Source organism: Clavibacter phaseoli (assembly GCF_021922925.1).
GTDB lineage: Bacteria > Actinomycetota > Actinomycetes > Actinomycetales > Microbacteriaceae > Clavibacter > Clavibacter phaseoli.
In genome coordinates this window covers 1,155,264-1,175,644 of sequence record NZ_CP040786.1, presented here as the reverse complement: position 1 = coordinate 1,175,644, position 20,381 = coordinate 1,155,264, and the positions used below count along the sequence as shown (strand labels likewise).

Annotated in this window: 18 protein-coding genes and 1 pseudogene; 15 read left to right on the top strand and 4 right to left on the bottom strand. The window is 73.9% G+C overall.

What is annotated here, in order from left to right:
* Window positions 1-9: 9 nt before the first annotated feature.
* Window positions 10-711, bottom strand: a complete 702-nt coding sequence (locus tag FGI33_RS05475; RefSeq protein WP_119434007.1) for an HAD family hydrolase — start codon at window positions 709-711, stop codon at window positions 10-12.
* Window positions 712-790: 79 nt separating this feature from the next.
* Here FGI33_RS05475 and hemW point away from each other — a divergent pair, with 79 nt between their 5' ends.
* The gene (hemW, locus tag FGI33_RS05470) at window positions 791-2,014 is read left to right on the top strand and encodes a radical SAM family heme chaperone HemW (protein WP_119434008.1); all 1,224 of its coding nucleotides are present in this window, start codon (window positions 791-793) and stop codon (window positions 2,012-2,014) included.
* Window positions 2,015-2,029: 15 nt separating this feature from the next.
* Here the strand turns inward: hemW and FGI33_RS05465 are convergent, their stop codons facing one another.
* Both FGI33_RS05465 and FGI33_RS05460 read right to left on the bottom strand, forming a co-directional pair.
* On the bottom strand, window positions 2,030-2,443 hold the full coding sequence (locus FGI33_RS05465) for a VOC family protein (RefSeq protein WP_119434009.1): 414 nt from the start codon (window positions 2,441-2,443) through the stop codon (window positions 2,030-2,032).
* Between the two features lie 10 nt (window positions 2,444-2,453).
* Window positions 2,454-2,849, bottom strand: a complete 396-nt coding sequence (locus FGI33_RS05460; RefSeq protein WP_119434010.1) for a DUF4870 domain-containing protein — start codon at window positions 2,847-2,849, stop codon at window positions 2,454-2,456.
* 185 nt (window positions 2,850-3,034) lie between these two features.
* Here FGI33_RS05460 and hrcA point away from each other — a divergent pair, with 185 nt between their 5' ends.
* The 13 genes from hrcA to leuA all read left to right on the top strand — a co-directional run bounded on the left by hrcA (window position 3,035) and on the right by leuA (window position 18,583).
* Entirely contained in the window at window positions 3,035-4,057 is a 1,023-nt protein-coding gene (gene hrcA, locus FGI33_RS05455) for a heat-inducible transcriptional repressor HrcA (protein ID WP_086514837.1), read from the top strand.
* A 60-nt stretch (window positions 4,058-4,117) separates the two neighbouring features.
* On the top strand, window positions 4,118-5,233 hold the full coding sequence (dnaJ, locus tag FGI33_RS05450; RefSeq protein WP_119434011.1) for a molecular chaperone DnaJ: 1,116 nt from the start codon (window positions 4,118-4,120) through the stop codon (window positions 5,231-5,233).
* Window positions 5,234-5,235: 2 nt separating this feature from the next.
* Window positions 5,236-5,988 carry a 16S rRNA (uracil(1498)-N(3))-methyltransferase gene (locus FGI33_RS05445; RefSeq protein WP_119434012.1) on the top strand — a complete coding sequence of 251 codons (753 nt, stop codon included), beginning with the start codon at window positions 5,236-5,238 and terminating at the stop codon, window positions 5,986-5,988.
* 28 nt (window positions 5,989-6,016) lie between these two features.
* Window positions 6,017-6,376 carry a histidine triad nucleotide-binding protein gene (locus tag FGI33_RS05440; protein ID WP_119434013.1) on the top strand — a complete coding sequence of 120 codons (360 nt, stop codon included), beginning with the start codon at window positions 6,017-6,019 and terminating at the stop codon, window positions 6,374-6,376.
* Complete coding sequence (locus tag FGI33_RS05435) at window positions 6,363-7,412, top strand: PhoH family protein (protein ID WP_119434014.1); 1,050 nt, start codon at window positions 6,363-6,365, stop codon at window positions 7,410-7,412. Before FGI33_RS05440 ends, FGI33_RS05435 begins: the two co-directional genes overlap by 14 nt.
* On the top strand, window positions 7,409-7,870 hold the full coding sequence (gene ybeY, locus FGI33_RS05430; protein WP_043669058.1) for an rRNA maturation RNase YbeY: 462 nt from the start codon (window positions 7,409-7,411) through the stop codon (window positions 7,868-7,870). The genes FGI33_RS05435 and ybeY overlap by 4 nt, the downstream gene beginning before the upstream one ends.
* A 10-nt stretch (window positions 7,871-7,880) precedes the next feature.
* Window positions 7,881-9,206 (top strand): hemolysin family protein, encoded by a 1,326-nt coding sequence (locus FGI33_RS05425; protein WP_119434015.1) that lies wholly within the window; start codon window positions 7,881-7,883, stop codon window positions 9,204-9,206.
* Entirely contained in the window at window positions 9,199-10,263 is a 1,065-nt protein-coding gene (gene era / locus FGI33_RS05420) for a GTPase Era (RefSeq protein ID WP_237582357.1), read from the top strand. The genes FGI33_RS05425 and era overlap by 8 nt, the downstream gene beginning before the upstream one ends.
* Before the next feature lie 110 nt (window positions 10,264-10,373).
* The gene (locus FGI33_RS05415) at window positions 10,374-11,876 is read left to right on the top strand and encodes a sensor histidine kinase (protein ID WP_237582356.1); all 1,503 of its coding nucleotides are present in this window, start codon (window positions 10,374-10,376) and stop codon (window positions 11,874-11,876) included.
* Between the two features lie 54 nt (window positions 11,877-11,930).
* A complete protein-coding gene (locus tag FGI33_RS05410; protein ID WP_119434439.1) occupies window positions 11,931-12,617 on the top strand; it encodes a response regulator in 687 nt (228 codons plus the stop codon).
* Window positions 12,618-12,698: 81 nt separating this feature from the next.
* On the top strand, window positions 12,699-14,090 hold the full coding sequence (locus FGI33_RS05405) for an alpha/beta hydrolase (RefSeq protein WP_119434438.1): 1,392 nt from the start codon (window positions 12,699-12,701) through the stop codon (window positions 14,088-14,090).
* Window positions 14,087-16,651, top strand: coding sequence for a phosphatidylglycerol lysyltransferase domain-containing protein (locus FGI33_RS05400; RefSeq protein ID WP_119434437.1), 2,565 nt, complete (start codon window positions 14,087-14,089; stop codon window positions 16,649-16,651). Before FGI33_RS05405 ends, FGI33_RS05400 begins: the two co-directional genes overlap by 4 nt.
* 165 nt (window positions 16,652-16,816) lie before the next feature.
* Window positions 16,817-18,583: a 2-isopropylmalate synthase gene (gene leuA, locus FGI33_RS05395; protein ID WP_119434436.1), complete on the top strand. Its 1,767-nt coding sequence runs from the start codon at window positions 16,817-16,819 to the stop codon at window positions 18,581-18,583.
* A 106-nt stretch (window positions 18,584-18,689) separates the two neighbouring features.
* Here leuA and FGI33_RS05390 read toward each other — a convergent pair whose 3' ends face one another.
* Window positions 18,690-19,367 carry a trimeric intracellular cation channel family protein gene (locus tag FGI33_RS05390; RefSeq protein WP_119403354.1) on the bottom strand — a complete coding sequence of 226 codons (678 nt, stop codon included), beginning with the start codon at window positions 19,365-19,367 and terminating at the stop codon, window positions 18,690-18,692.
* 118 nt (window positions 19,368-19,485) lie between these two features.
* Here FGI33_RS05390 and recO point away from each other — a divergent pair.
* Window positions 19,486-20,199 (top strand): annotated as a pseudogene (gene recO, locus FGI33_RS05385) (DNA repair protein RecO); the annotation flags it as partial.
* Window positions 20,200-20,381 lie beyond the last annotated feature (182 nt).

Genomic DNA, 20,381 nt, shown 5'->3' with positions numbered 1-20,381 from the left:
CGAGCCGGGTCAGCGCGCGGCGAGCCCGTCGAGGTACTCCATGACCTCGTCGTGGCCCGCCTGGAGGTCGGGCACCACGACGGCCGCGTGCGCGTCCGGCGACCGGAGCTGCGCCACGTCGTAGGCCCCCGTGGCGACCGCCACGAACGGGAAGCCGGCGGCCTCGGCCGCGACGCCGTCGGCGGGGGTGTCGCCGACGATCACGACGGTGGCCCCTGCCAGCGCCTCCGCGGCGCGGCGCGTGAGGTCGCTGCGGATCCGCGCCTCGTGCCCGAAGAACGACGAATCCCAGTCGAAGAGGTCGACGTCGAGCCCCGCGCCGTCGAGCTTGTAGCGCGCGCGGAGGGGCGAGTTCCCGGTGAGCAGCGCGTTCACCCAGCCGCGCCCGGCGACGTCGGCGACGAGCCGCGGGACCCCGACGGGCACCTCGCGCCGACCCGCGCCGTAGTGCTCGACGCGCGACATGCCCTCGAGCCGCTCGCGGACCGCGGCGTGCAGCGACGCGGGCAGGCCGTACAGGTCGAGGGTCTCCCAGATGATCTGGCCGTCGGTCTTCCCGTGCGCGTGGACCGTGCGGTCCTCGAGCTCCTCGCCCGCGGCGAGCTCGATCGCGCGGTGGTACATGCTGCCGGCGCGCGGGCCGTTGAGGAGGAGCGTGCCGTCGACGTCCCAGAGGACGTGCAGGGGCCGGGGCGAGGGGGCGTCGGTCATGCCCCCATCCTGCCGGAGGGCGGGGCGTCCCCGACGGCGCGCGCACCGGCGCACCTCCCGGCCGGGGGATGATGGACGGATGCCGTCCGCCCTGCCCCTCGCCGATCCCGCCCCCGTCGACGGCCTGCTCCCCGCCTCCGCGTCGGCCGGCGCCGACGAGCGCGCGTTCGGGGTCTACCTGCACGTCCCGTTCTGCCGCGTCCGCTGCGGCTACTGCGACTTCAACACCTACACGGCGCCCGAGCTGCGCGGCGTGAGGCAGTCCGACTTCGCGTCGCAGGCCGTGCAGGAGGTGCGCTTCGCCGGATCCGCGCTGCGGGACTCCGGCGTGCCCGCCCGCCCCGCCTCCACCGTCTTCCTCGGCGGCGGCACCCCGACGCTCCTCCCGGTCGAGGACCTCGTCCGGATGCTCGACGCCGTGCGCGACACGTGGGGCATCGCCGAGGGCGCCGAGGTCACGACGGAGGCGAACCCCGACAGCGTCGACGACGCCTACCTCGCGGCCCTCGCCGCCGGCGGCTTCACTCGCGTCTCGTTCGGCATGCAGTCGGCGGTCCCGCGCGTCCTCGCGACGCTGGAGCGGACGCACGACCCCGCGCGCATCGCGCCCGTCGTCCGCGGCGCCCGAGCCGCCGGCCTCGAGGTGAGCCTCGACCTCATCTACGGGACGCCGGGGGAGACCATCGACGACTGGCGCGCCTCGCTCGAGCAGGCCATCGGCGAGGCGCCCGACCACCTCTCCGCCTACGCGCTCATCGTGGAGCCCGGCACGAAGCTCGCGCGGCAGATCCGCCGCGGCGAGGTGCCCGAGCCCGACGAGGACCTCCAGGCCGACATGTACGAGCTCGCCGACCGCCTGCTCGGCGAGGCCGGCTACGAGTGGTACGAGGTGAGCAACTGGGCGCGCGGCGGCCGCCGCAGCCGCCACAACCTCGCCTACTGGCAGGGCCACGACTGGTGGGGCGTCGGCCCCGGCGCGCACAGCCACGTGGGCGGCGTCCGCTGGTGGAACGTCAAGCACCCGGCCGCGTACGCCGACCGCGTGCTCGCGGGCGCCTCGCCCGGCGCGGGCCGCGAGTCGCTCGACGACGCGACGCGCGAGGTGGAGCGCGTGCTCCTCGGCGCCCGCATCCGCGACGGCCTGGCCATCCCGACGCTCACCGCGGAGGGCCGCCGCCAGGTCGCGGGCCTCATCGCCGACGGCCTGGTGGATCCGCGCGCCGCGCTGTCCGGCACGCTCGTGCTCACGCTGCAGGGGCGCCTGCTGGCCGACGCCGTCGTGCGGCGCCTGCTCGAGGACTAGGCCGCCCGCCGGTCCTCAGAGGACGACGGCGCCCACCACGTCGCCGGCCTCGCGCTCGGCGTCGCTGCGCTCCACGCAGAACTCGTTGCCCTCGGGATCCGCGAGCACCACCCAGCCGCTGCCGTCCGCGTTGCGCCGGTCGGCGACGAGCGCCGCCCCGAGCGCGACCACGCGCTCGACCTCCTCGTCGCGCGTGCGGTCGTCCGGCGCGAGGTCGAGGTGGAGCCGGTTCTTCGCCGTCTTGGGCGTGTCCGCGCGCTGGAGGATGATGCCGAGCCCGGAGACGGGGTCGCCCAGCCAGGCGGCGTCCTCGCCGGGGAGGTTCGGCTCGTCCGGGTCCTCCGCGAAGCCGGTCACGCCGGCCCAGAAGAGGGACAGCGCGTGCGGGTCGCGGCAGTCGATCGCGACATGCCGGATCCTCGCGCTCACGGCCGATCGCCTACTTGATCCACCGGATGTTGAGCGGGTAGCGGTACGGGCGTCCGGCCTGCACCCGGGTGCCGCCGATGATCGCGAACACGATGTTGACTACGACCACCGCGAAGATCACGAGGCCGAGGAGCAGGCCGATGATGATCCCGAGGATCGGGATGACCCCGAACACCACCTGCAGCACGTTGAGGATGACGAGAGCGCCGACCACGTTGATGGTCCAGTTGGTCGCCTCCTTGCCCTCCTGGTCGGTGAACCGGCCGCGCTCGCGGAACACGAGCCACACGATGAACGACGGCACGATGAGGATCGCGAGGAAGTGCGTGAGCGACGCCCAGAGGCGGTCCTCGCTCGGGGTGAGCGGAGCGGGCGCGCCGTACGGGTGGGGATCGGGTGCAGACATCGCGGGGAGCCTCTCGGTGCCGGGCGACGACCGGGGGACGGCGGACGCGGACGGATCGTGGGTGGGGCCGGGAGCACCGGGCCCGTCCACGGTACCGCCGACGACGCGCGACCGGCAATGCCGAGCACCCGCTGACCCGCGGTACGATTGGCAGTCAGGATCGACGAGTGCCAGGAGGGAGCGCGATGGTCTCGGAACGCGGGCTCGACGTCCTCCGGGTGATCGTGCAGGACTACGTGTCCTCGCGCGAGCCCGTGGGCTCCAAGTCCATCGTGGAGCGCCACGCCTTCGGCGTCTCGGCCGCCACCATCCGCAACGACATGGCCCTCCTCGAGGAGGAGGAGCTGATCGCCGCCCCGCACACGTCGTCCGGTCGCGTGCCGACGGACAAGGGCTACCGGCTCTTCGTCGACCAGCTCGCCGACGTCCGTCCGCTCACGCCCGCGCAGCGCCAGGCGATCCACGTGTTCCTCGGCGAGTCCGTCGACCTCGACGACGTGCTCGCCCGCACGGTGCGCCTCCTCGCGCAGCTGACCAACCAGGTCGCGCTCGTGCAGTACCCGTCGCTCGCCACGAGCCACGTGAAGCACGTCGAGCTCGTGGCGCTGTCCACCACGCGCGTGCTCACCGTGCTCATCACCGACACGGGCCGCGTCGAGCAGCGCGTCGTTGAGCTCGCGGGGGACCCGGACGACGCGTTCCTCGCGGTCATGCGCACGCGGATCAACCGGGCCGTCGGCGGGCTCGGCCTCGCGGAGGCCGCGACCCGGCTCGAGACGCTGTCCGACGAGGTCGAGCCCGCCCAGCGCGCGGCCGCGTCCGTGCTCGCGGGCACGCTCGTGGAGCAGGTGCTCGCGAACCGGCAGGAGCGGCTGCTGCTCGCCGGATCCGCGAACCTCGCCCGCACCGAGCGCGACTTCCCCGGCAGCATCTCGCCCGTCCTCGAGGCCATCGAGGAGCAGGTGGTTCTCCTGCGCCTCCTCGGCGAGATGGAGGCCGACCAGCACGGCGTCTCGGTGAGCATCGGCCGGGAGAACGCCCCGTTCGGCCTCGGCGAGACCAGCGTGCTCACCAGCGGCTACAGCTCGTCCGGCGGGGTCCTCGCGCGCCTCGGCGTGCTGGGGCCGACCCGGATGGACTACTCCACCAACATGGCGTCGGTGCGCGCGGTCGCGCGCTACCTCTCCCGCCTGCTCGAGGAGCGGTGACGGCCCCGCGCCGGCGCACCGCCCCTGTTCCCCACGACCATCACCACCGAAGGGCCCGACGTGGCTGACCACTACGAAGTACTCGGCGTGAGCCGCGAGGCGACGCCAGAGGAGATCAAGAAGGCGTACCGCAAGCAGGCGCGCCAGCTCCACCCGGACGTCAACGACGCCCCCGACGCCGCCGAGCGGTTCAAGCTCGTGACGCACGCCTACGACGTGCTGTCGGATCCCCAGCAGCGCCAGCAGTACGACCTCGGCCCGCAGGCCGGGTTCGGCGGCGGCGGCGGGCAGGGCTTCGGCGGGTTCGGCGACATCTTCGAGACGTTCTTCGGCGGCCAGCAGGGCGGCGGCGGACGCGGTCCGCGCTCCCGCCAGGAGCGCGGCCAGGACGCGCTGCTGCGCGTGGAGGTCGAGCTCGAGGAGGTCATCTTCGGCGTGCACCGCGACCTCGAGGTCGACACGGCCGTCGTGTGCGACACGTGCCACGGATCCTGCGCGCAGCCCGGCACGAGCGCCGTCACGTGCGACATCTGCCGCGGCTCCGGCAGCATCCAGCGCCAGGTGCGCTCGCTCCTCGGCAACGTCATGACGTCGAGCCCCTGCGGCACGTGCCGCGGCTACGGCACCGTCATCCCGCACCCCTGCCCCACGTGCCAGGGCCAGGGCCGCGTCCGCGCGCGCCGCACCGTCCCGGTCGACATCCCGGCCGGCGTCGACACGGGCCTCCGCCTGCAGATGCCGGGCTCCGGCGAGGTCGGCCCCGCGGGCGGCCCCAACGGCGACCTCTACCTCGAGATCAAGGTCGCGCACCACGACGTGTTCAGCCGCAACGGCGACGACCTGCTCGCGACCGTCGAGGTGAGCATGGTCGACGCGATCCTCGGCAGCGACGCGCACATCCAGGCGCTCGACGGCGACGTCGACCTGGAGCTGCGCCCCGGGATCCAGAGCGCCGAGATCATCACGGTGCGCGGCCGCGGCGTCACGAAGCTCCGCGGCTCCGGGCGCGGCGACCTCAAGATCGGGATCCAGGTGGTCACGCCGCAGAAGCTCGACCACAAGGAGCGCGACCTCATCCAGCAGTTCGCGCGCCGCAACAAGGCGCCCGCGCCGCACCTCGCGCACTTCCAGCAGGGCCTGTTCCAGAAGCTCCGCGACCGCTTCCTCAACGTCTGACCGTGGCGCACTTCCACCTCGCGGACGACCTCGACGCGGCCGACCTCGCCGTCGGCCGCGTCGTCGCGCTCGGGCCGCAGGAGTCGCGGCACGCGGTGACGGTGAGCCGGGTGCGCGCGGGGGAGGGCCTGCTCGTCGGCGACGGGCAGGGCACCATCGCGTCCTGCGTCGTCACGACGGCGGATCCGCAGCGGCTCGAGCTCCGCGTGGAGTCCGTCGAGGCGCACCCCGATCCCTCGCCGCGCGTCGTCCTCGTGCAGGCGCTGGCGAAGGGCGACCGCGACGAGCTCGCGGTGCAGGCGGCGACCGAGCTCGGCGTCGACGCCGTGATCCCGTGGCAGGCCCAGCGCTCCGTCTCGCGCTGGGAGGGCCAGAAGGTCGCCAAGGGCCGGGAGCGCTGGCGGGCGATCGTCCGCGAGGCCGTGAAGCAGTCCATCCGCCCCCGCGTGCCCGAGGTGGAGCCGCTCGCGACGACCAAGGACCTCGTGCGCCTGGCCGCGACCGCGCGCGTTCTCGTGCTCGACCCGACCGCCGAGGCGCGGCTGTCGCGGCTCGACCTGACGACGGCCGAGGGCGACGCCGCGACCGACGTGCTGCTCGTGGTCGGACCCGAGGGCGGCATCAGCCCGGCCGAGGTCGAGGCGCTGCGGGCGGAGGGCGCGATCCCGGTGGCGCTCGGACCGGGGATCCTCCGCACGTCCACCGCCGGTCCCGCCGCGCTGGCGCTCGTCAACGCCGCGCTCGGGCGCTGGTGACGTCGCAGGTCCCGCGTAGGCTGGGCGCATGACCAGCACCGCAGAGCCCACCGTCTTCGAGCGCATCGTCGCGCGCGAGATCCCGGCCGAGATCGTCGCGGAGACCGACCGCGTCATCGCCTTCGAGGACATCGCGCCCAAGGCGCCCGTGCACGTGCTCGTGGTGCCCAAGTCGGCCGCGTACCGCGACGTCGTCGAGCTCGCCGCGGGCGACCCCGGGCTCCTCGCGGAGGTCGTCGGACTCGCGTCGCGCATCGCCGCCGAGCGCGCGGGCGGGCAGTTCCGCCTCGTCTTCAACACGGGGGCCGACGCCGGCCAGACCGTGTCCCACGTGCACGCGCACGTCCTCGCCGGCTTCGGCGGCCGGGAGGACCATGTCGGGCTCTGACCCGCGGGGCGGCGCGGCGGCCCACGAGGACCGCGTCGAGCAGACGGCGACGATGGACGGCGTGCTCATGGTGCGCCTCCTCGGGCCTCAGGACCGGCTGCTCCGGCAGATCGAGCGCGAGCACCCGGACGTCGACGTCCGGGTCCGCGGGAACGAGATCACGCTCGTCGGCACCCGGGCGGACGTGGCCGCGGCCCGTCGGCTCATCGACGAGGTCGTGGCGATGGTGGAGGACGGACAGCACGTGGAACCCCAGGAGATCGAGACGAGCGCGCGCAGGCTCGGCGAGGACGACGCGCGGACCCTGTCCGACGTGCTGAGCGAGGCCATCGTGCAGTCGCGCGGCCGCACCGTCCGGCCGAAGACGCAGGGCCAGAAGCAGTACGTGCAGGCCATCGACGAGAACACGATCGTGTTCGGCATCGGCCCCGCCGGCACCGGCAAGACGTACCTCGCGATGGCGAAGGCCGTCCAGGCGCTGCAGCGCAAGGAGGTCGAGCGCATCATCCTCACGCGCCCGGCCGTCGAGGCGGGCGAGCGGCTCGGCTACCTGCCGGGATCGCTCACCGACAAGATCGACCCGTACCTCCGCCCGCTGTTCGACGCGCTCAACGAGATGATGGATCCGGAGCTCGTCCCGAAGCTCATGGCCTCGAACACGATCGAGGTCGCCCCGCTCGCCTACATGCGCGGCCGCACGCTGAACAACGCGTTCGTCGTGCTCGACGAGGCGCAGAACACCACGCCCGAGCAGATGAAGATGTTCCTGACCCGTCTCGGCTTCGGCTCGAAGATGGTCGTCACGGGCGACATCACGCAGGTCGACCTGCCCACCGGGTCCAGCGGCCTGCAGCTCGTCACGCGCGTGCTCGACGGCATGGACGACATCCACTTCTCCCGCCTCACGAGCGACGACGTCGTGCGGCACACCCTGGTCGGGCGCATCGTGGACGCGTACACGCGCTACGACGCGGAGCGCAAGGCCGCCGACCACCTCCGCGCCGAGCGCCGCACCGCCCCTGGGAGCACCCGATGAGCATCGAGATCAACAACGAGTCGGCTATCGAGGTCGACGAGCCGCTCATCCAGCGCCTCGCCACCTACGCCCTCGACACCCTGCACGTGCACCCCGACGCCGAGCTCGCCATCGTGATGGTGGACGAGGGCGCCATGGAGCAGCTGCACGTGCAGTGGATGGACGAGCCGGGCCCCACCGACGTCCTCAGCTTCCCGATGGACGAGCTGCGCCCCGGCACCGAGGACCGCCCCACTCCCGCCGGCCTCCTCGGCGACATCGTCGTGTGCCCGCAGGTCGCGGCCGAGCAGGCGGTGACGGCGGGGCACTCCACGATGGAGGAGATCCTGCTGCTCACGGCGCATGGCATCCTGCACCTGCTCGGCTTCGACCACGCCGAGCCCGACGAGGAGCGCGAGATGTTCGGGCTCCAGCGCGACATCCTGATCGGGTTCGCCATGAGCGAGCGCGGGCGCTGACCCGCAGCCGATGCTCGCCCTCCTCCTCCCCGCGTTCCTCCTGGTCGTCCTCGGCGGCCTGTTCGCCGCCGCCGAGTCGGCCATCTCCTCGCTGTCCCGCGCGGACATCCAGGAGCTCGCGATCACCTCGCGCGCCCGCCGGTCGATGCTCGCCATCTCCACCGACACCGGCGCGTACGTCAACTCGCTGAGCTTCGTGCGCATCGTCGCGGAGACGAGCGCCGCCGTGCTCGTGACGCTGGCGCTCGCCTACACGATCGACGAGTGGTGGATCACGATGCTCGTGGCCGCCGCGATCATGACGGCCGTCTCCTTCGTGCTGGTGGGCGCGAGCCCGCGCTCCGTCGGCCGCGTGCACGCGCGCCCGCTGCTGGCGTGGACGGCGCTGCTCGTGCGGGGGATCCGCGTCTCCATCGGGCCGGTCGCCGACGCGCTCGTCGCCCTCGGCAACCGCGTCACGCCCGGCCGCCCCAAGACCGTCGCGACGTTCACCAGCGAGGAGCAGCTCCTCAGCATGGTCGACGAGGCCACGGAGCTGGAGGTGCTCGAGGAGGACGACCGGGAGCTCATCCACTCCATCTTCGAGTTCAACGACACGGTCGTGCGCGAGGTGATGATCCCGCGCACCGACATGGTGGTGGTGGAGCAGACCGTGCACGTCGGATCCGCGCTCGGCCTCTTCCTCTCCCGCGGCATCTCGCGCGCACCGGTCACCGGTCGCGACTCCGACGAGATCGAGGGCGTGCTGTACCTGCGCGACCTCGCGCGCATGGTCTACGAGCGGCCCGAGGAGGCGGAGCGCATGACGGTGGACCAGCTCGCGCGCCCCGCCGTGTTCGTGCCCGAGTCGCAGAAGGCCGACGCGCTGCTCCGGCAGATGCAGCTCGAGTCCAACCACCTCGCGATGGTGGTGGACGAGTACGGCGGCATCGCCGGGCTCGTCACCCTCGAGGACCTCATCGAGGAGCTCGTGGGCGACATCAGCGACGAGTACGACCGCGACGTGCCCGAGTTCGAGGACCTGGGGGACGGCGTGTACCGTGTGAGCGCCCGGCTGCCGATCGACGAGCTGGGCGACCTGTTCGGGCTCGAGCTCGACGACGACGACGTGGACAGCGCCGGCGGCCTTCTCGCGAAGACCCTGGGGCGCCTGCCCGAGCGCGGATCCGTGGTGCGCGTCGGCGGCCTCGTCCTCACGGCCGACCGGGTCGAGGGGCGCCGCACCCGCATCAGCACGATCCTCGTCGAGCGCGACCGCGCGGGCGACGCCGACGACGACGACCACGAGGCGGCCCCCGCGGGCGCCGCCGCCAGCAGAGGACACGACCATGACTGATCCCCGGGACGACGAGACGACCGCGGGCGACGCGCCCGTCGACGAAACGACCGCCGACACCGTGGCGATCGACGCGACGGCCGCGCCCGCGCCGCTGTCCGACGAGGCCTGGGGCATCGACCGCGCCGCCGAGCCGTCGCGCGCCGCGCGCAAGCCGCGCGGGGGAGCGCCCGCCTACCGCGCGGGCTTCGTCTCCTTCGTCGGCCGCCCCAACGTCGGCAAGTCGACGCTGACGAACGCGCTGGTGGGCGAGAAGGTCGCCATCACGAGCTCCAAGCCGCAGACGACGCGCAAGGCCATCCGCGGCATCGTGCACCGGCCGGACGGGCAGCTGATCCTCGTCGACACCCCCGGGATCCACCGCCCGCGCACGCTCCTCGGCGAGCGGCTGAACGCGCTCGTGCAGACCACGCTCGGCGACGTCGACGTCATCGGGCTGTGCATCCCCGCGGACGAGCGGATCGGCCCGGGCGACCGCTTCATCAACGACCAGCTCGACGAGTACCCGCGGGCCCGCAAGATCGCGATCGTCACGAAGACCGACTCCGCCTCCCGCCACGCGGTCGCCGAGCAGCTGCTCGCCGTGCAGGAGCTGCGCGACTGGGACGCGATCGTGCCCGTCTCGGCCGTGGAGGCGATCCAGCTCGACGCGCTCGTGGGCGAGCTCCTCAGGGCGCTGCCCGTCTCGGAGCAGCTCTACCCGTCCGACGCCGTCACCGAGGAGGGGCTCGAGGCGCGGATCTCGGAGCTCATCCGCGAGGCCGCGCTCGAGGGAGTGCAGGACGAGCTGCCGCACTCGCTCGCCGTCACCATCGACGACATGATCCAGCGCGAGGACAAGGAGCTGCTCGAGATCTACGCGAACCTCTTCGTCGAGCGCGACAGCCAGAAGGGCATCGTCATCGGGGCGCAGGGCTCGCGGCTGAAGCACGTCGGGCAGGTGGCGCGCGCGCAGATCGAGCCGCTCGTCGGCACGCGCGTGTTCCTGTCCCTGCGCGTGAAGATCGCCAAGGACTGGCAGCGCGACCCGAAGCTGCTCGGCCGCCTCGGGTTCTGATCCGCGGGCCGGGCGCCCGCGTACATCCCGCGGATGAGATCGGGGCGCCTCCGCGGGGATCCTCGGCCGCCGAGGGCGCCTGGGCCGGACGCGGCACGTACGGTGGTCGCATGCTCCGACGGATCCCGAGGTACCAGCTCGTCCTCGACGTCGTCCTCGCCGTGGCGTTCGTCGTCCTCCTCGCCCCCGGGTCGATCGGCGTCGCCGCCGCGAGCGCGTTCGGGGTCTTCTCCTTCGCGACCTCCGAGGTCTCGCTCGTCCTCGTGCTCCTCATGGGCGCGGCCCTGGCCGTCCGCCGGGCCGCGCCGGGGCTGTCGCTCGCCGTCGCCTGGGCGGGCGCGATCATCCAGATGGGAGCGGGGGCGACCGTCGAGCCCGGCGACATCGCCATCGCGGGCGTCGTCTACTGCACCGCCGCCTACGGCAGCCGCGTCACGCGCGCCCTGGGCCTCGCGTCCGCGATCGTCGGCGGCGTGGTCGCCGCCTCCTACCTGTCCTACGCCGCGGGCCGCGTCCCGGTCGGCCGGCTCGCGTTCAGCACGGGGGAGTGGGCCGACTTCGCCACGCTCTTCCTGTTCCTCCTGCTCTGCGCCTGGAGCGTGCTCCTCGCGTCGTGGACGGCGGGCCGCCTCGTCGTCGCGTCGCGCGCGTCGCACGCGAGCCGGGACGCGCAGGAGGCGGCCGAGCGCGACCAGGCGCGGGCGCTGCAGGACGTGGTCATCGAGCAGGAGCGGAACCGCATCGCGCGCGACATGCACGACGTCGTCGCGCACTCGCTCGCCGTGGTGATCGCGCAGGCCGACGGCGCGCGCTACGCCCGGCTCGTGGACCCCGACGCCGCCGACCAGGCGCTCCGCACCATCTCCACGACCGCCCGGCAGGCGCTCGGCGACGTGCGGATCCTCCTGGCGCAGCTGCGGCACAGCGAGGACGACACCCCGCAGCCCGAGCTCAAGGAGCTGAGCGACCTCATCGACCAGATGCGCTCGACGGGCCTCACCATCCAGTTCGCGGAGACGGGACAGCCCGGCGAGTTCGGCACCGGGCAGCAGCTCGCCGTGTACCGGATCGTGCAGGAGGCGCTCACCAACGTCCTGCGGCACGGCGACGTCGGGCACCCCGTCGAGGTCGAGCTCGCGTGGGAGCCGGACGGCGTCTCGGTGTCGGTGCGGAGCCGGACCCTGCCGGATCCGGTGCGCCCCGCCCGCGCCACGACGGGCATCATCGCCCTCCCCGTGCTGCCGCCCGCGCCCGCCACCCCGACCCAGCCGGTCGGCCACGGCCTGGCCGGGATGCGCGAGCGCGCCACGCTGTCGGGCGGGCGCTTCTCGGCGGGCGTGCGCGAGGGCGTGTGGACCGTGTCGGCGTGGATCCCGTTCGCCCCCGCCACGCGCCCGGTGCCCCGCGTGCCCGTCGCCGGCGCGTCCGTCGGCACCGGGGCGGACGCGCCCAGCCGCCCCCTCACGCTCGACGAGCTGTTCCCGCCGGAGGCCGCGGCAGCGGGGACCGCGACGCCCGCACGGCCCGTCAGCCCGCACCGCACCGCGGCCGCCCGCGGGGCCGCTGCCTCCGCGGCTCGGCGCGTCCGCGACGACCGGCCCGCCGGATCCTGACCCGTCGCGCCCCGCGACGCCCTCTGCCCACCCGACCCCGATCGAAGGACCCCCGTGCCCACCCCACCCATCCGCGTCGCCCTGGTCGACGACCAGGCCCTGTTCCGCACGGGCGTCCGCATGCTCATCTCCTCGCAGCCCGACCTCGAGTTCGCGGGCGACGCCGCCAACGGCCAGGAGGCCGTGGAGCTGGCGCAGCGCGAGCGCCCCGACGTGATCCTCATGGACATCCGCATGCCCGTGATGGACGGGATCCAGGCCACGGCGGAGGTCCTGCGGTCCGCGGACGCGCGCGGCGAGCGCCCGCCGCGCGTCCTGGTGCTCACGACCTTCGACCTCGACGAGAGCGCCGCGCGCGCCATCCGCGCGGGGGCGAGCGGCTTCGTGCTGAAGGACGCCGACCCCGAGTTCCTGCTGGCCGCGATCCGCACCGTCCACGCCGGCAACTCGGTCATCGCCGCGTCGGCGACGCGGCAGCTGCTGGAGCACTTCGACCCGGGCTCCCGGCCGCGCGTGGCGCCGCCCGCGTTCGCGTCGCTGACCTCGCGCGAGCGGGAGATCTTCGTCCTCGCGGCGCGCGGCCTCAGCAACGCGGAGATCGCGCAGGCGGAGTTCCTCAGCGAGGCGACGGTGAAGACGCACGTCAGCCGCATCCTCGCGAAGCTGAGCCTCCGCGACCGCGTGCAGCTCGTGGTCTTCGCCTTCGAGCACCGGCTGAACGGATCCCCGGCCGAGGGCTAGCCGCTCGCCGCGCCACCCCGCTCGCCCAGGATCGGGTGGGCTAGATTCGATCGCTGCCGCTCCCGCCCCAGAGGACCATCCGTGCTCCACGATCTCGCCGACCTGCCGATCATCTCGGCCTCCTTCGTGACCGCGGCGGCCCTCGCACCGGCGATCCTGCTCGTGCTCCTGTCCGTCGTCGCCCGCCGCGCGCGCGTCCGCCGCGGGGCCCGGGCGGCGGATCCGCGGCGCACCCTGGCGGAGACCGCCCTCGCCGCGGGGCTCGGCGCCCTCGTCGGCCTCGCCGTCGCGTTCGTGCTCGGCGACGTCCTCGACCTCTTCGGCGTGGTCCTCTCGACCGGCACGCGGGGGTGGACGGCCATCGGCGGCACGGGCCTCGGGCTGGCGGCCATCGCGCTCGCCCGGGGAGGGCGCAGCCTCACGGGCGTCGGGGGATCCACGCCGCCGCCGCGCCGCCTCCGCGTCCTGCACACGGCCGTCGGCGTCCTGGTCGTGCCGCTCGTCGTGCTCGCCTCCGCCGTCGGCATCAACGCCGACCTGCAGGAGTACCCGAACGTCGCCGCGGCGTTCGGCCTCACCCGCGTGCTGCCGCTCGACCTTTCCGCGCTCCCGACGCCCGACGGCGCCGCGCCGGCGTCCGCGGGTCCCCTCGAGGACAGCTGGCGACCGGCGGGCGCGCTCCCGGCGCGCGGCCGGCTCGGCACGACCACCATCCCGGCGACGACGTCCGGCTTCGCGGCCCGCGAGGCACTCGTCTACCTGCCGCCCGCCGCGCTCGTCGACGACGCCCCCGCCCTGCCCGTGGTGGTCGCCATGTCCGGGCAGCCCGGCTCGCCCCTCGACATGTTCGCGTCGGGTCGGCTCGACCGGGTGATGGACCAGTACGCGAGCGCGCACGACGGCCTGGCGCCGATCGTCGTCGTGCCGGACCAGCTCGGCGCGCCGGAGGACAACCCCATGTGCGTGGACTCGCCGCTCGGGCGATCGGCCACGTACATCACGGTGGACGTCCCCGCGTGGATCCGCGCCCACCTGCGCGTGCTCCCGGACCGGACCGCGTGGTCAGTGCTCGGCTTCTCCCAGGGCGGCACGTGCGCGGCCCAGCTCGGCGCGGCCCACCCGGACATCTTCGGCTCGCTCGTCGACATCTCCGGCGAGATGGCCCCGACCATCGGCGCGGACACCGTGCAGGCGGCATTCGGGGGGTCGCAGGCCCAGTACGCGGCGGCCTTCCCCGCGGCCATCATGGAGGCCATGAGCCCGTACGCGGACATGAGCGGCTACTTCTGCGCCGGAGAGGACGACGCGCAGTACCGCCCGCAGGTCGAGCAGGTGGAGGCGGCCGCGCGCGCCTCCGGGATGGCCACGCGCCTCAGCATGTCCCCGGGCACCTCGCACGACTGGGGCACGGTCCAGTGGTGCGTGCAGGACGCGCTGCCCGAGCTGGGCCAGCGGCTGGGCATCGCCCGATGAGCGCCCCGTCGCGTCCGTTCACGTTCGCCGGCGCCGCGCGCGCCCTCGGCGTGCGGCTCCTCCGGCAGCGGGTCACGCTGGGGATCGCGCTCGTGATCCTGCTGCTCGCCGTGCTGCCCGCCGTCTCCGACGCCTGGCGCCGCGTCGTCCACCACCAGCTGGCCACGGGCTACGAGGCGGTCGTCGAGCGCGGCCACTGGTGGACCACGGCCACCGCGGCGTTCCTCACCGACGGGCCCGTGGAGCTCGTCGTCTCGCTCTTCGCCGTGCTCGTCCTCGTCGGCGTCGCGGAGCACCTCATGGGCTGGTGGCGCACGCTCCTCGGGTTCGTGCTCACCGGGACCGTCGGCTCGCTCCTCGGCATCGCCGTGCAGGCCCAGGGCCTGGTCGACGGCGAGCTCTGGTCGCACGGCGTGCGGGGCATCGCGACGGCGGATCCGCTCACGGCGGTCGCGGGCGTGCTCGCGCTCTCGAGCGCGTGGGCGGGCGTCCTGTGGCGGCGGCGCATCCGCGTGGTGCTCGTCGTCGTGGTGCTCGTGTTCCTGCTGTACTCGGGCCAGCCGAGCGACCTCTACCGGCTCCTCGCGATCCTGGTCGGCGGCGTCCTCGGCGCGCTGCTGCACCGCCCCGCCGGGGGAGCGCGCTGGCAGCGCAGCTCCCACCACGAGGTGCGCGTGATGCTCGCGGCGGTCGTCGCGATCCTCGGCACGGGCCCCGTCATCGCGCTGCTGTCCCGCAGCCGCTACGGGCCGCTCGCCCCCATCGCGCTGCTGTTCGTCGACGACCGCGTGCCCGGCGACGCGATCTCCACCCGCTGCCTGTCGAGCGACTTCACGCACGACTGCCTGCAGGAGATCATGCTGGCGCGCATCGGCGGCGGCGTCGGCCCGATCCTCCTGTCGGTGGCGCCGCTGCTCGCGCTGCTCGTCGCCGCGTACGGCCTGGCGCGCGGTCGGCGCTTCGCCGTCTGGCTGGCGGTCAGCGTCAACCTGCTGCTCGCCGTGCTGTCCGCCTACGCGTTCGGGATGCTCGTGCACCGCGACATGGTCTCGCCGCGCCTGTCCGCGTCGCCGTCCGCGCACCCGGAGGCGGTCGCGGCCCTCATCGCGTCGGTGGCGCTGCCGCTCGGCAGCGCCATCATCCTGGTGCTCCTGCGCCGGCACTTCACCATCCTGTCGACGGCCCCCGCCATCCGGCGCTTCCTCGTGACCACGGGCGTCGCCCTCGCCGGGCTCATGGCGCTGTTCGTGGCGACGGGGCTCGCGCTCTCCGACGCCTTCACCCGGCCGGTGGACCTCAACGACCTGCTCGCCGAGGCGCCCGACCGCTTCATCCCGGCGTCGTTCCTGCGGGGCGAGTCGCTCGACTTCCTGCCGACCGACCCGATCACCGACGTCGTCTACCGCGGGGTCGGCCCGGTGTTCTGGATCATCCTGGTGATCGCGAGCCTGCGCGCCATCGCCGACGTCCGCATCGCCGCCGTGCCCCGGGCGCAGGCGCGCGTCGCCCCCGCCCTCCGCCGCGGCGCGATCGGCTCGCTCTCGCACATGGCGACCTGGCCGGGGAACTCCTACTGGATCGCCGCCGACGGGCAGACGGTCGTGGCGTACCGCGTGGTGGGCAGCGTCGCCATCACCACGGCGGCGCCCCTCGGTCCGCCCGCCGACGACCGGGCTGTCCGCGACGTCCTCGGCCAGTTCGCGCGCTTCGCCGACGACAACGGGTGGACCCCCGTCTTCTACAGCGTCCCCGCGTCCATGGCGCCGCTGTTCCGCGACATGGGCTGGGAGACGCTCGTCGTCGCCGAGGAGACCGTCGTGCGGCCGGGCACCTGGCAGACCACGGGCAAGAAGTGGCAGGACGTCCGCACGTCCATCAACCGCGCCGACCGTGCCGGGATCCGCGCCGAGTGGACCACCTGGGCCGAGCTGCCCCTCGCGTGGGCGAGCCAGATCGAGCAGATGTCCGAGGAGTGGGTCGCCGAGAAGGAGCTGCCCGAGATGGGCTTCACGCTGGGCGGCGTGGAGGAGCTGCGCGATCCCGCGGTGCGGCTCATGCTCGCGATCGACGCCGACGACCGCGTGCAGGCGGCCACGAGCTGGCTGCCCACCTGGCGCGACGGCGAGGTGGTCGGCTGGACGCTCGACTTCATGCGCCGCCGCCCGGACGGCATCAACGGCGTCATGGAGTTCCTCATCGCCCGCTCGGCCATGCGGATGAAGGAGGACGGCATCGAGTTCATGAGCCTCTCCGCCGCGCCGCTCGCGCAGACCCGCGCCGCGTCCCCGAAGGGCGAGCAGGCGGACGCCGGCGCCGGCCAGGAGCGCCAGGAGAGCGCGGTCGAGCGGATCCTCGAGTTCCTCGCGGACTCGCTGGAGCCGGTGTACGGCTTCCGCTCGCTGCTGGAGTTCAAGCGCAAGTTCCAGCCGGAGCTCGTGCCGCTGATCATGGCCTACCCGGACGCGACGGCCCTGCCGACGATCGGCCTCGCGCTGACCCGCGCCTACCTGCCGTCGACGTCCGTGCGCGACCTCACCCGCGTGCTCCGCTCCGCCCGATGAGCGCCGCCCGGGCGCCGCGGCGGGTGCGGACCCCCGCGGCGCCGGTGTACCGTGGTCGCATGCAGTCCGGCCGCCTCCTCCTTAGTCGCCGCGGCGAGGCCTGATCCGGCCCTCCTCGTCGCGGAGTCCCGTCACGGCTGACCCGACACCGACGAGGAGACGACCATGAAGAGCACGCAGACCCCCAGCGGGATGCCCATCCACAAGTACCGCCCGTTCCACGAGCAGATCGCCGTGGACCTGCCCGACCGCACCTGGCCCGCCCGCCGGATCACCGAGGCGCCGCGCTGGTGCGCCGTGGACCTCCGCGACGGCAACCAGGCGCTCATCGACCCGATGAGCCCCGAGCGCAAGCGCATCATGTTCGACCTGCTGGTGCGCATGGGCTACAAGGAGATCGAGGTCGGCTTCCCGTCGGCCAGCCAGACCGACTTCGACTTCGTGCGCAGCCTCATCGAGGAGGACGCGATCCCGGACGACGTGACGATCCAGGTCCTCACGCAGGCCCGCGAGCACCTCATCGCCCGCACCTACGAGTCGCTGCGCGGCGCGAAGCGGGCCATCGTGCACCTCTACAACTCGACGAGCGTGCTGCAGCGCGAGGTCGTGTTCCGCACCGACAAGCAGGGCATCATCGACATCGCGCTCGAGGGCGCGCGCCTCTGCAAGCGCTACGAGGAGACGATCCCCGAGGTGGACGTCTTCTACGAGTACTCGCCCGAGAGCTACACGGGCACCGAGCTGGAGTTCGCGGCGGAGATCTGCAACCGCGTCGTCGACGTCTTCGACCCGACCCCCGAGCGCAAGGTCATCCTCAACCTGCCCGCGACCGTCGAGATGGCGACCCCGAACGTCTACGCCGACTCCATCGAGTGGATGTGCCGCCACCTCGACCGCCGCGACGAGATCCTCGTCTCGCTGCACCCGCACAACGACCGCGGCACGGCAGTGGCCGCCGCCGAGCTCGGCTACCTGGCCGGCGCCGACCGCATCGAGGGCTGCCTGTTCGGCAACGGGGAGCGCACGGGCAACGTCGACCTCGTCGCGCTCGGGATCAACCTGTTCACGCAGGGCATCGACCCCCAGATCGACTTCAGCGACCTGGACGGGATCAAGCGCACGGCCGAGCACTGCAACCAGCTGGCCGTGCCGGAGCGCAGCCCCTGGGCGGGCGACCTGGTCTACACGGCGTTCAGCGGATCCCACCAGGACGCCATCAAGAAGGGCTTCGAGGCGATGGCCGCCGACGCCGCGGCGCAGGGCGTCACCGTGGACGACATCCCGTGGGCCGTGCCGTACCTGCCGGTCGACCCGCAGGACCTCGGCCGCTCCTACGAGGCCGTGATCCGCGTCAACTCGCAGTCCGGCAAGGGCGGCGTCGCGTACCTGCTGAAGGCCGACCACTCGCTCGACCTGCCGCGCCGCCTGCAGATCGAGTTCTCGGGCGTCGTGCAGGCCACGACCGACGCCGAGGGCGGCGAGGTCACGAGCGCGCAGATCTGGTCGATCTTCCAGGACGAGTACCTGCCCGCGCCGCTCGACCGCGCCGAGGACAAGTGGGGCCGGTTCGAGCTCACGTCCACGCGCACGTCGAGCGACATGGGCGGATCCGTCTCCCTCGAGGTCGAGCTCCGCGACGGCGACGAGGTGCGCTCCGCGACCGCCTCCGGCAACGGCCCGATCGCCGCGTTCCTGCAGGTGCTCGCCGACCAGGGCGTGGACGTGCGCCTGCTCGACTACGTGGAGCACGCGCTGAGCGCGAGCGGCGACGCGCTGGCCGCGTCCTACGTGGAGCTCGAGGTCGAGGGCGTGCGCCTCTGGGGCGTCGGCATCGACGAGGACAGCTCGACCGCGTCGCTCGAGGCGATCGTCTCCGGCGTCAACCGCGCGATCCGCCGCACGGTGCGCGAGCCGGAGCTCGCCGCGGTCTGATCCGCGGCGCGCGATCCACGACGGCCGGGCGGCGACGCCCGGCCGTCGTCGTGCGCGGCGGCGGCCAGGCGGGGCGGCGCCGGATCCGCGCTCCGGGCGCGGGGGATCAGCGCCGCGGGCGCGGCCGGCGCAGCGCCGTGAACCGCAGGCGGCTGAGCGCGCGCTGCTCCGGGAGGCTCCACCCGAAGCGCACTGCGAGGAGCCGGGTGGTGGCCGTGACGGCGACGCAGACGATGGCCGCGATCCACATGGGCACGCCGAACGCCGCGAGCACGACGACGATGACGGCGCCCACGCCCGCGGCGACCGCGTAGAGCGAGCCGACGTGCATCATCGCGATGGGCAGGTTGAGCAGCAGGTCGCGGACGAACGAGCCGCCGACCGCCGACACGACCCCGATGAAGACCGCGGGCACCCCCGGCACCCCGGCGGCCAGGGCCTTCGACGTGCCGATGGCGCAGAACAGGCCGATGGTGAGCGCGTCGAGGGCGGTGATGACGACGTCGAGGCGGGTGAAGATCCGCTCGAGCAGCATGCCGCCGAGGGCCGCCGCGACCGCGACGAGCATGAGCCAGTTGCTGGAGAGCGCCGCGGGCGTGACGTCGAGGAACACGTCGCGGAGGAGGCCGCCGCCGAGGCCCGTCGCCGTGCCGATGATGGCGACGCCGAGCAGGTCGAGGCGGCGGTCGCGGAAGCCCGCCGCGAACATGGCGCCCTGGAGGCTGCCGATGCTGACCGCCAGGAGGTCCGCCCAGAGCGGGATGGTGAGGGGGACGGGATCCATGGCCTCCCCTTGATAGCACAGCGCGGGCGCCGCACCCGGCCGCGCGACGCCGCGCGGACCGGGCCCGCCCCGCGCGGCGGCGGAGGGGGAGCCGGCGCGCGGGGCGGATAATCGAGGGGTGCCCCTCTACCGTGACGAGATCGTCGTCCTGCGCACCCACAAGCTGGGCGAGGCGGACCGGATCGTCACGATGCTCTCGCGCCAGCACGGCAAGATCCGCGCGGTGGCCAAGGGCGTGCGCCGGACGCAGTCGAAGTTCGGCGCCCGCCTCGAGCCGTTCATGGTCGCCGACGCCCAGTTCTTCGAGGGCCGGACGCTCGACATCATCACGCAGGCCGAGTCGATCGCGTCCTACGGCGCCCTCATCGCGGCCGACTACGGCAGCTACACCGCCGCCAGCGCCATGGTCGAGACCGCCGACCGCGTCACGGAGGACGAGGGATCGCTCCAGCACTACCTGCTCCTCGTCGGCGCGCTCCGGTCCCTCAGCCGCCGCGAGCACGGCGCGAGCCTCACGCTCGACTCCTACCTGCTGCGGAGCCTGTCGATGGCCGGATGGGCGCCGAGCTTCCAGGACTGCGCGGTGACGGGCGCGCCCGGGCCGCACTCCGCCTTCGTCGTGCAGCTCGGCGGCGTGGTCGCCGACTCCGCCGCCCCGCCCGGATCCCCGCGGCTCGACCCCGACACCCTCGCGCTGCTCTCCGCGCTCCTCACGGGCGACTGGCCGCACGCCGAGGCCGCCACGCTCCGGTCGCAGGCGCGCGCGAGCGGCGTGGTCGCGGCGTACGCGCAGTGGCACCTCGACCGGGGGATCCGCTCGCTCGGCCTCGTCGACCGCAGCGACGCCCGCCAGCTGCTGCCGCCCACCGAGCGGCCCGTGCCGCTCGACGCGCCCGACCTCGACGGCGCCGACCGGGATCCCGCCGCGGCCCTCGCCGCCGCCACCGCGTCCGTCGTCCGCTCCACGCCGCGCGACGCGGATCCCGACCCCGACGCCGACGCCTTGCCCGCGAC

What these genes read in the sequence shown, in the direction of transcription:
- FGI33_RS05475 (WP_119434007.1), bottom strand. Translation starts at nt 711, where the DNA reads ATGACCGACGCCCCCTCGCCCCGGCCCCTGCACGTCCTCTGGGACGTC.
- hemW (WP_119434008.1), top strand. Translation starts at nt 791, where the DNA reads ATGCCGTCCGCCCTGCCCCTCGCCGATCCCGCCCCCGTCGACGGCCTG.
- FGI33_RS05460 (WP_119434010.1), bottom strand. Translation starts at nt 2,849, where the DNA reads ATGTCTGCACCCGATCCCCACCCGTACGGCGCGCCCGCTCCGCTCACC.
- hrcA (WP_086514837.1), top strand. Translation starts at nt 3,035, where the DNA reads ATGGTCTCGGAACGCGGGCTCGACGTCCTCCGGGTGATCGTGCAGGAC.
- FGI33_RS05440 (WP_119434013.1), top strand. Translation starts at nt 6,017, where the DNA reads ATGACCAGCACCGCAGAGCCCACCGTCTTCGAGCGCATCGTCGCGCGC.
- FGI33_RS05435 (WP_119434014.1), top strand. Translation starts at nt 6,363, where the DNA reads ATGTCGGGCTCTGACCCGCGGGGCGGCGCGGCGGCCCACGAGGACCGC.
- ybeY (WP_043669058.1), top strand. Translation starts at nt 7,409, where the DNA reads ATGAGCATCGAGATCAACAACGAGTCGGCTATCGAGGTCGACGAGCCG.
- FGI33_RS05425 (WP_119434015.1), top strand. Translation starts at nt 7,881, where the DNA reads ATGCTCGCCCTCCTCCTCCCCGCGTTCCTCCTGGTCGTCCTCGGCGGC.
- era (WP_237582357.1), top strand. Translation starts at nt 9,199, where the DNA reads ATGACTGATCCCCGGGACGACGAGACGACCGCGGGCGACGCGCCCGTC.
- FGI33_RS05415 (WP_237582356.1), top strand. Translation starts at nt 10,374, where the DNA reads ATGCTCCGACGGATCCCGAGGTACCAGCTCGTCCTCGACGTCGTCCTC.
- FGI33_RS05400 (WP_119434437.1), top strand. Translation starts at nt 14,087, where the DNA reads ATGAGCGCCCCGTCGCGTCCGTTCACGTTCGCCGGCGCCGCGCGCGCC.
- leuA (WP_119434436.1), top strand. Translation starts at nt 16,817, where the DNA reads ATGAAGAGCACGCAGACCCCCAGCGGGATGCCCATCCACAAGTACCGC.
- FGI33_RS05390 (WP_119403354.1), bottom strand. Translation starts at nt 19,367, where the DNA reads ATGGATCCCGTCCCCCTCACCATCCCGCTCTGGGCGGACCTCCTGGCG.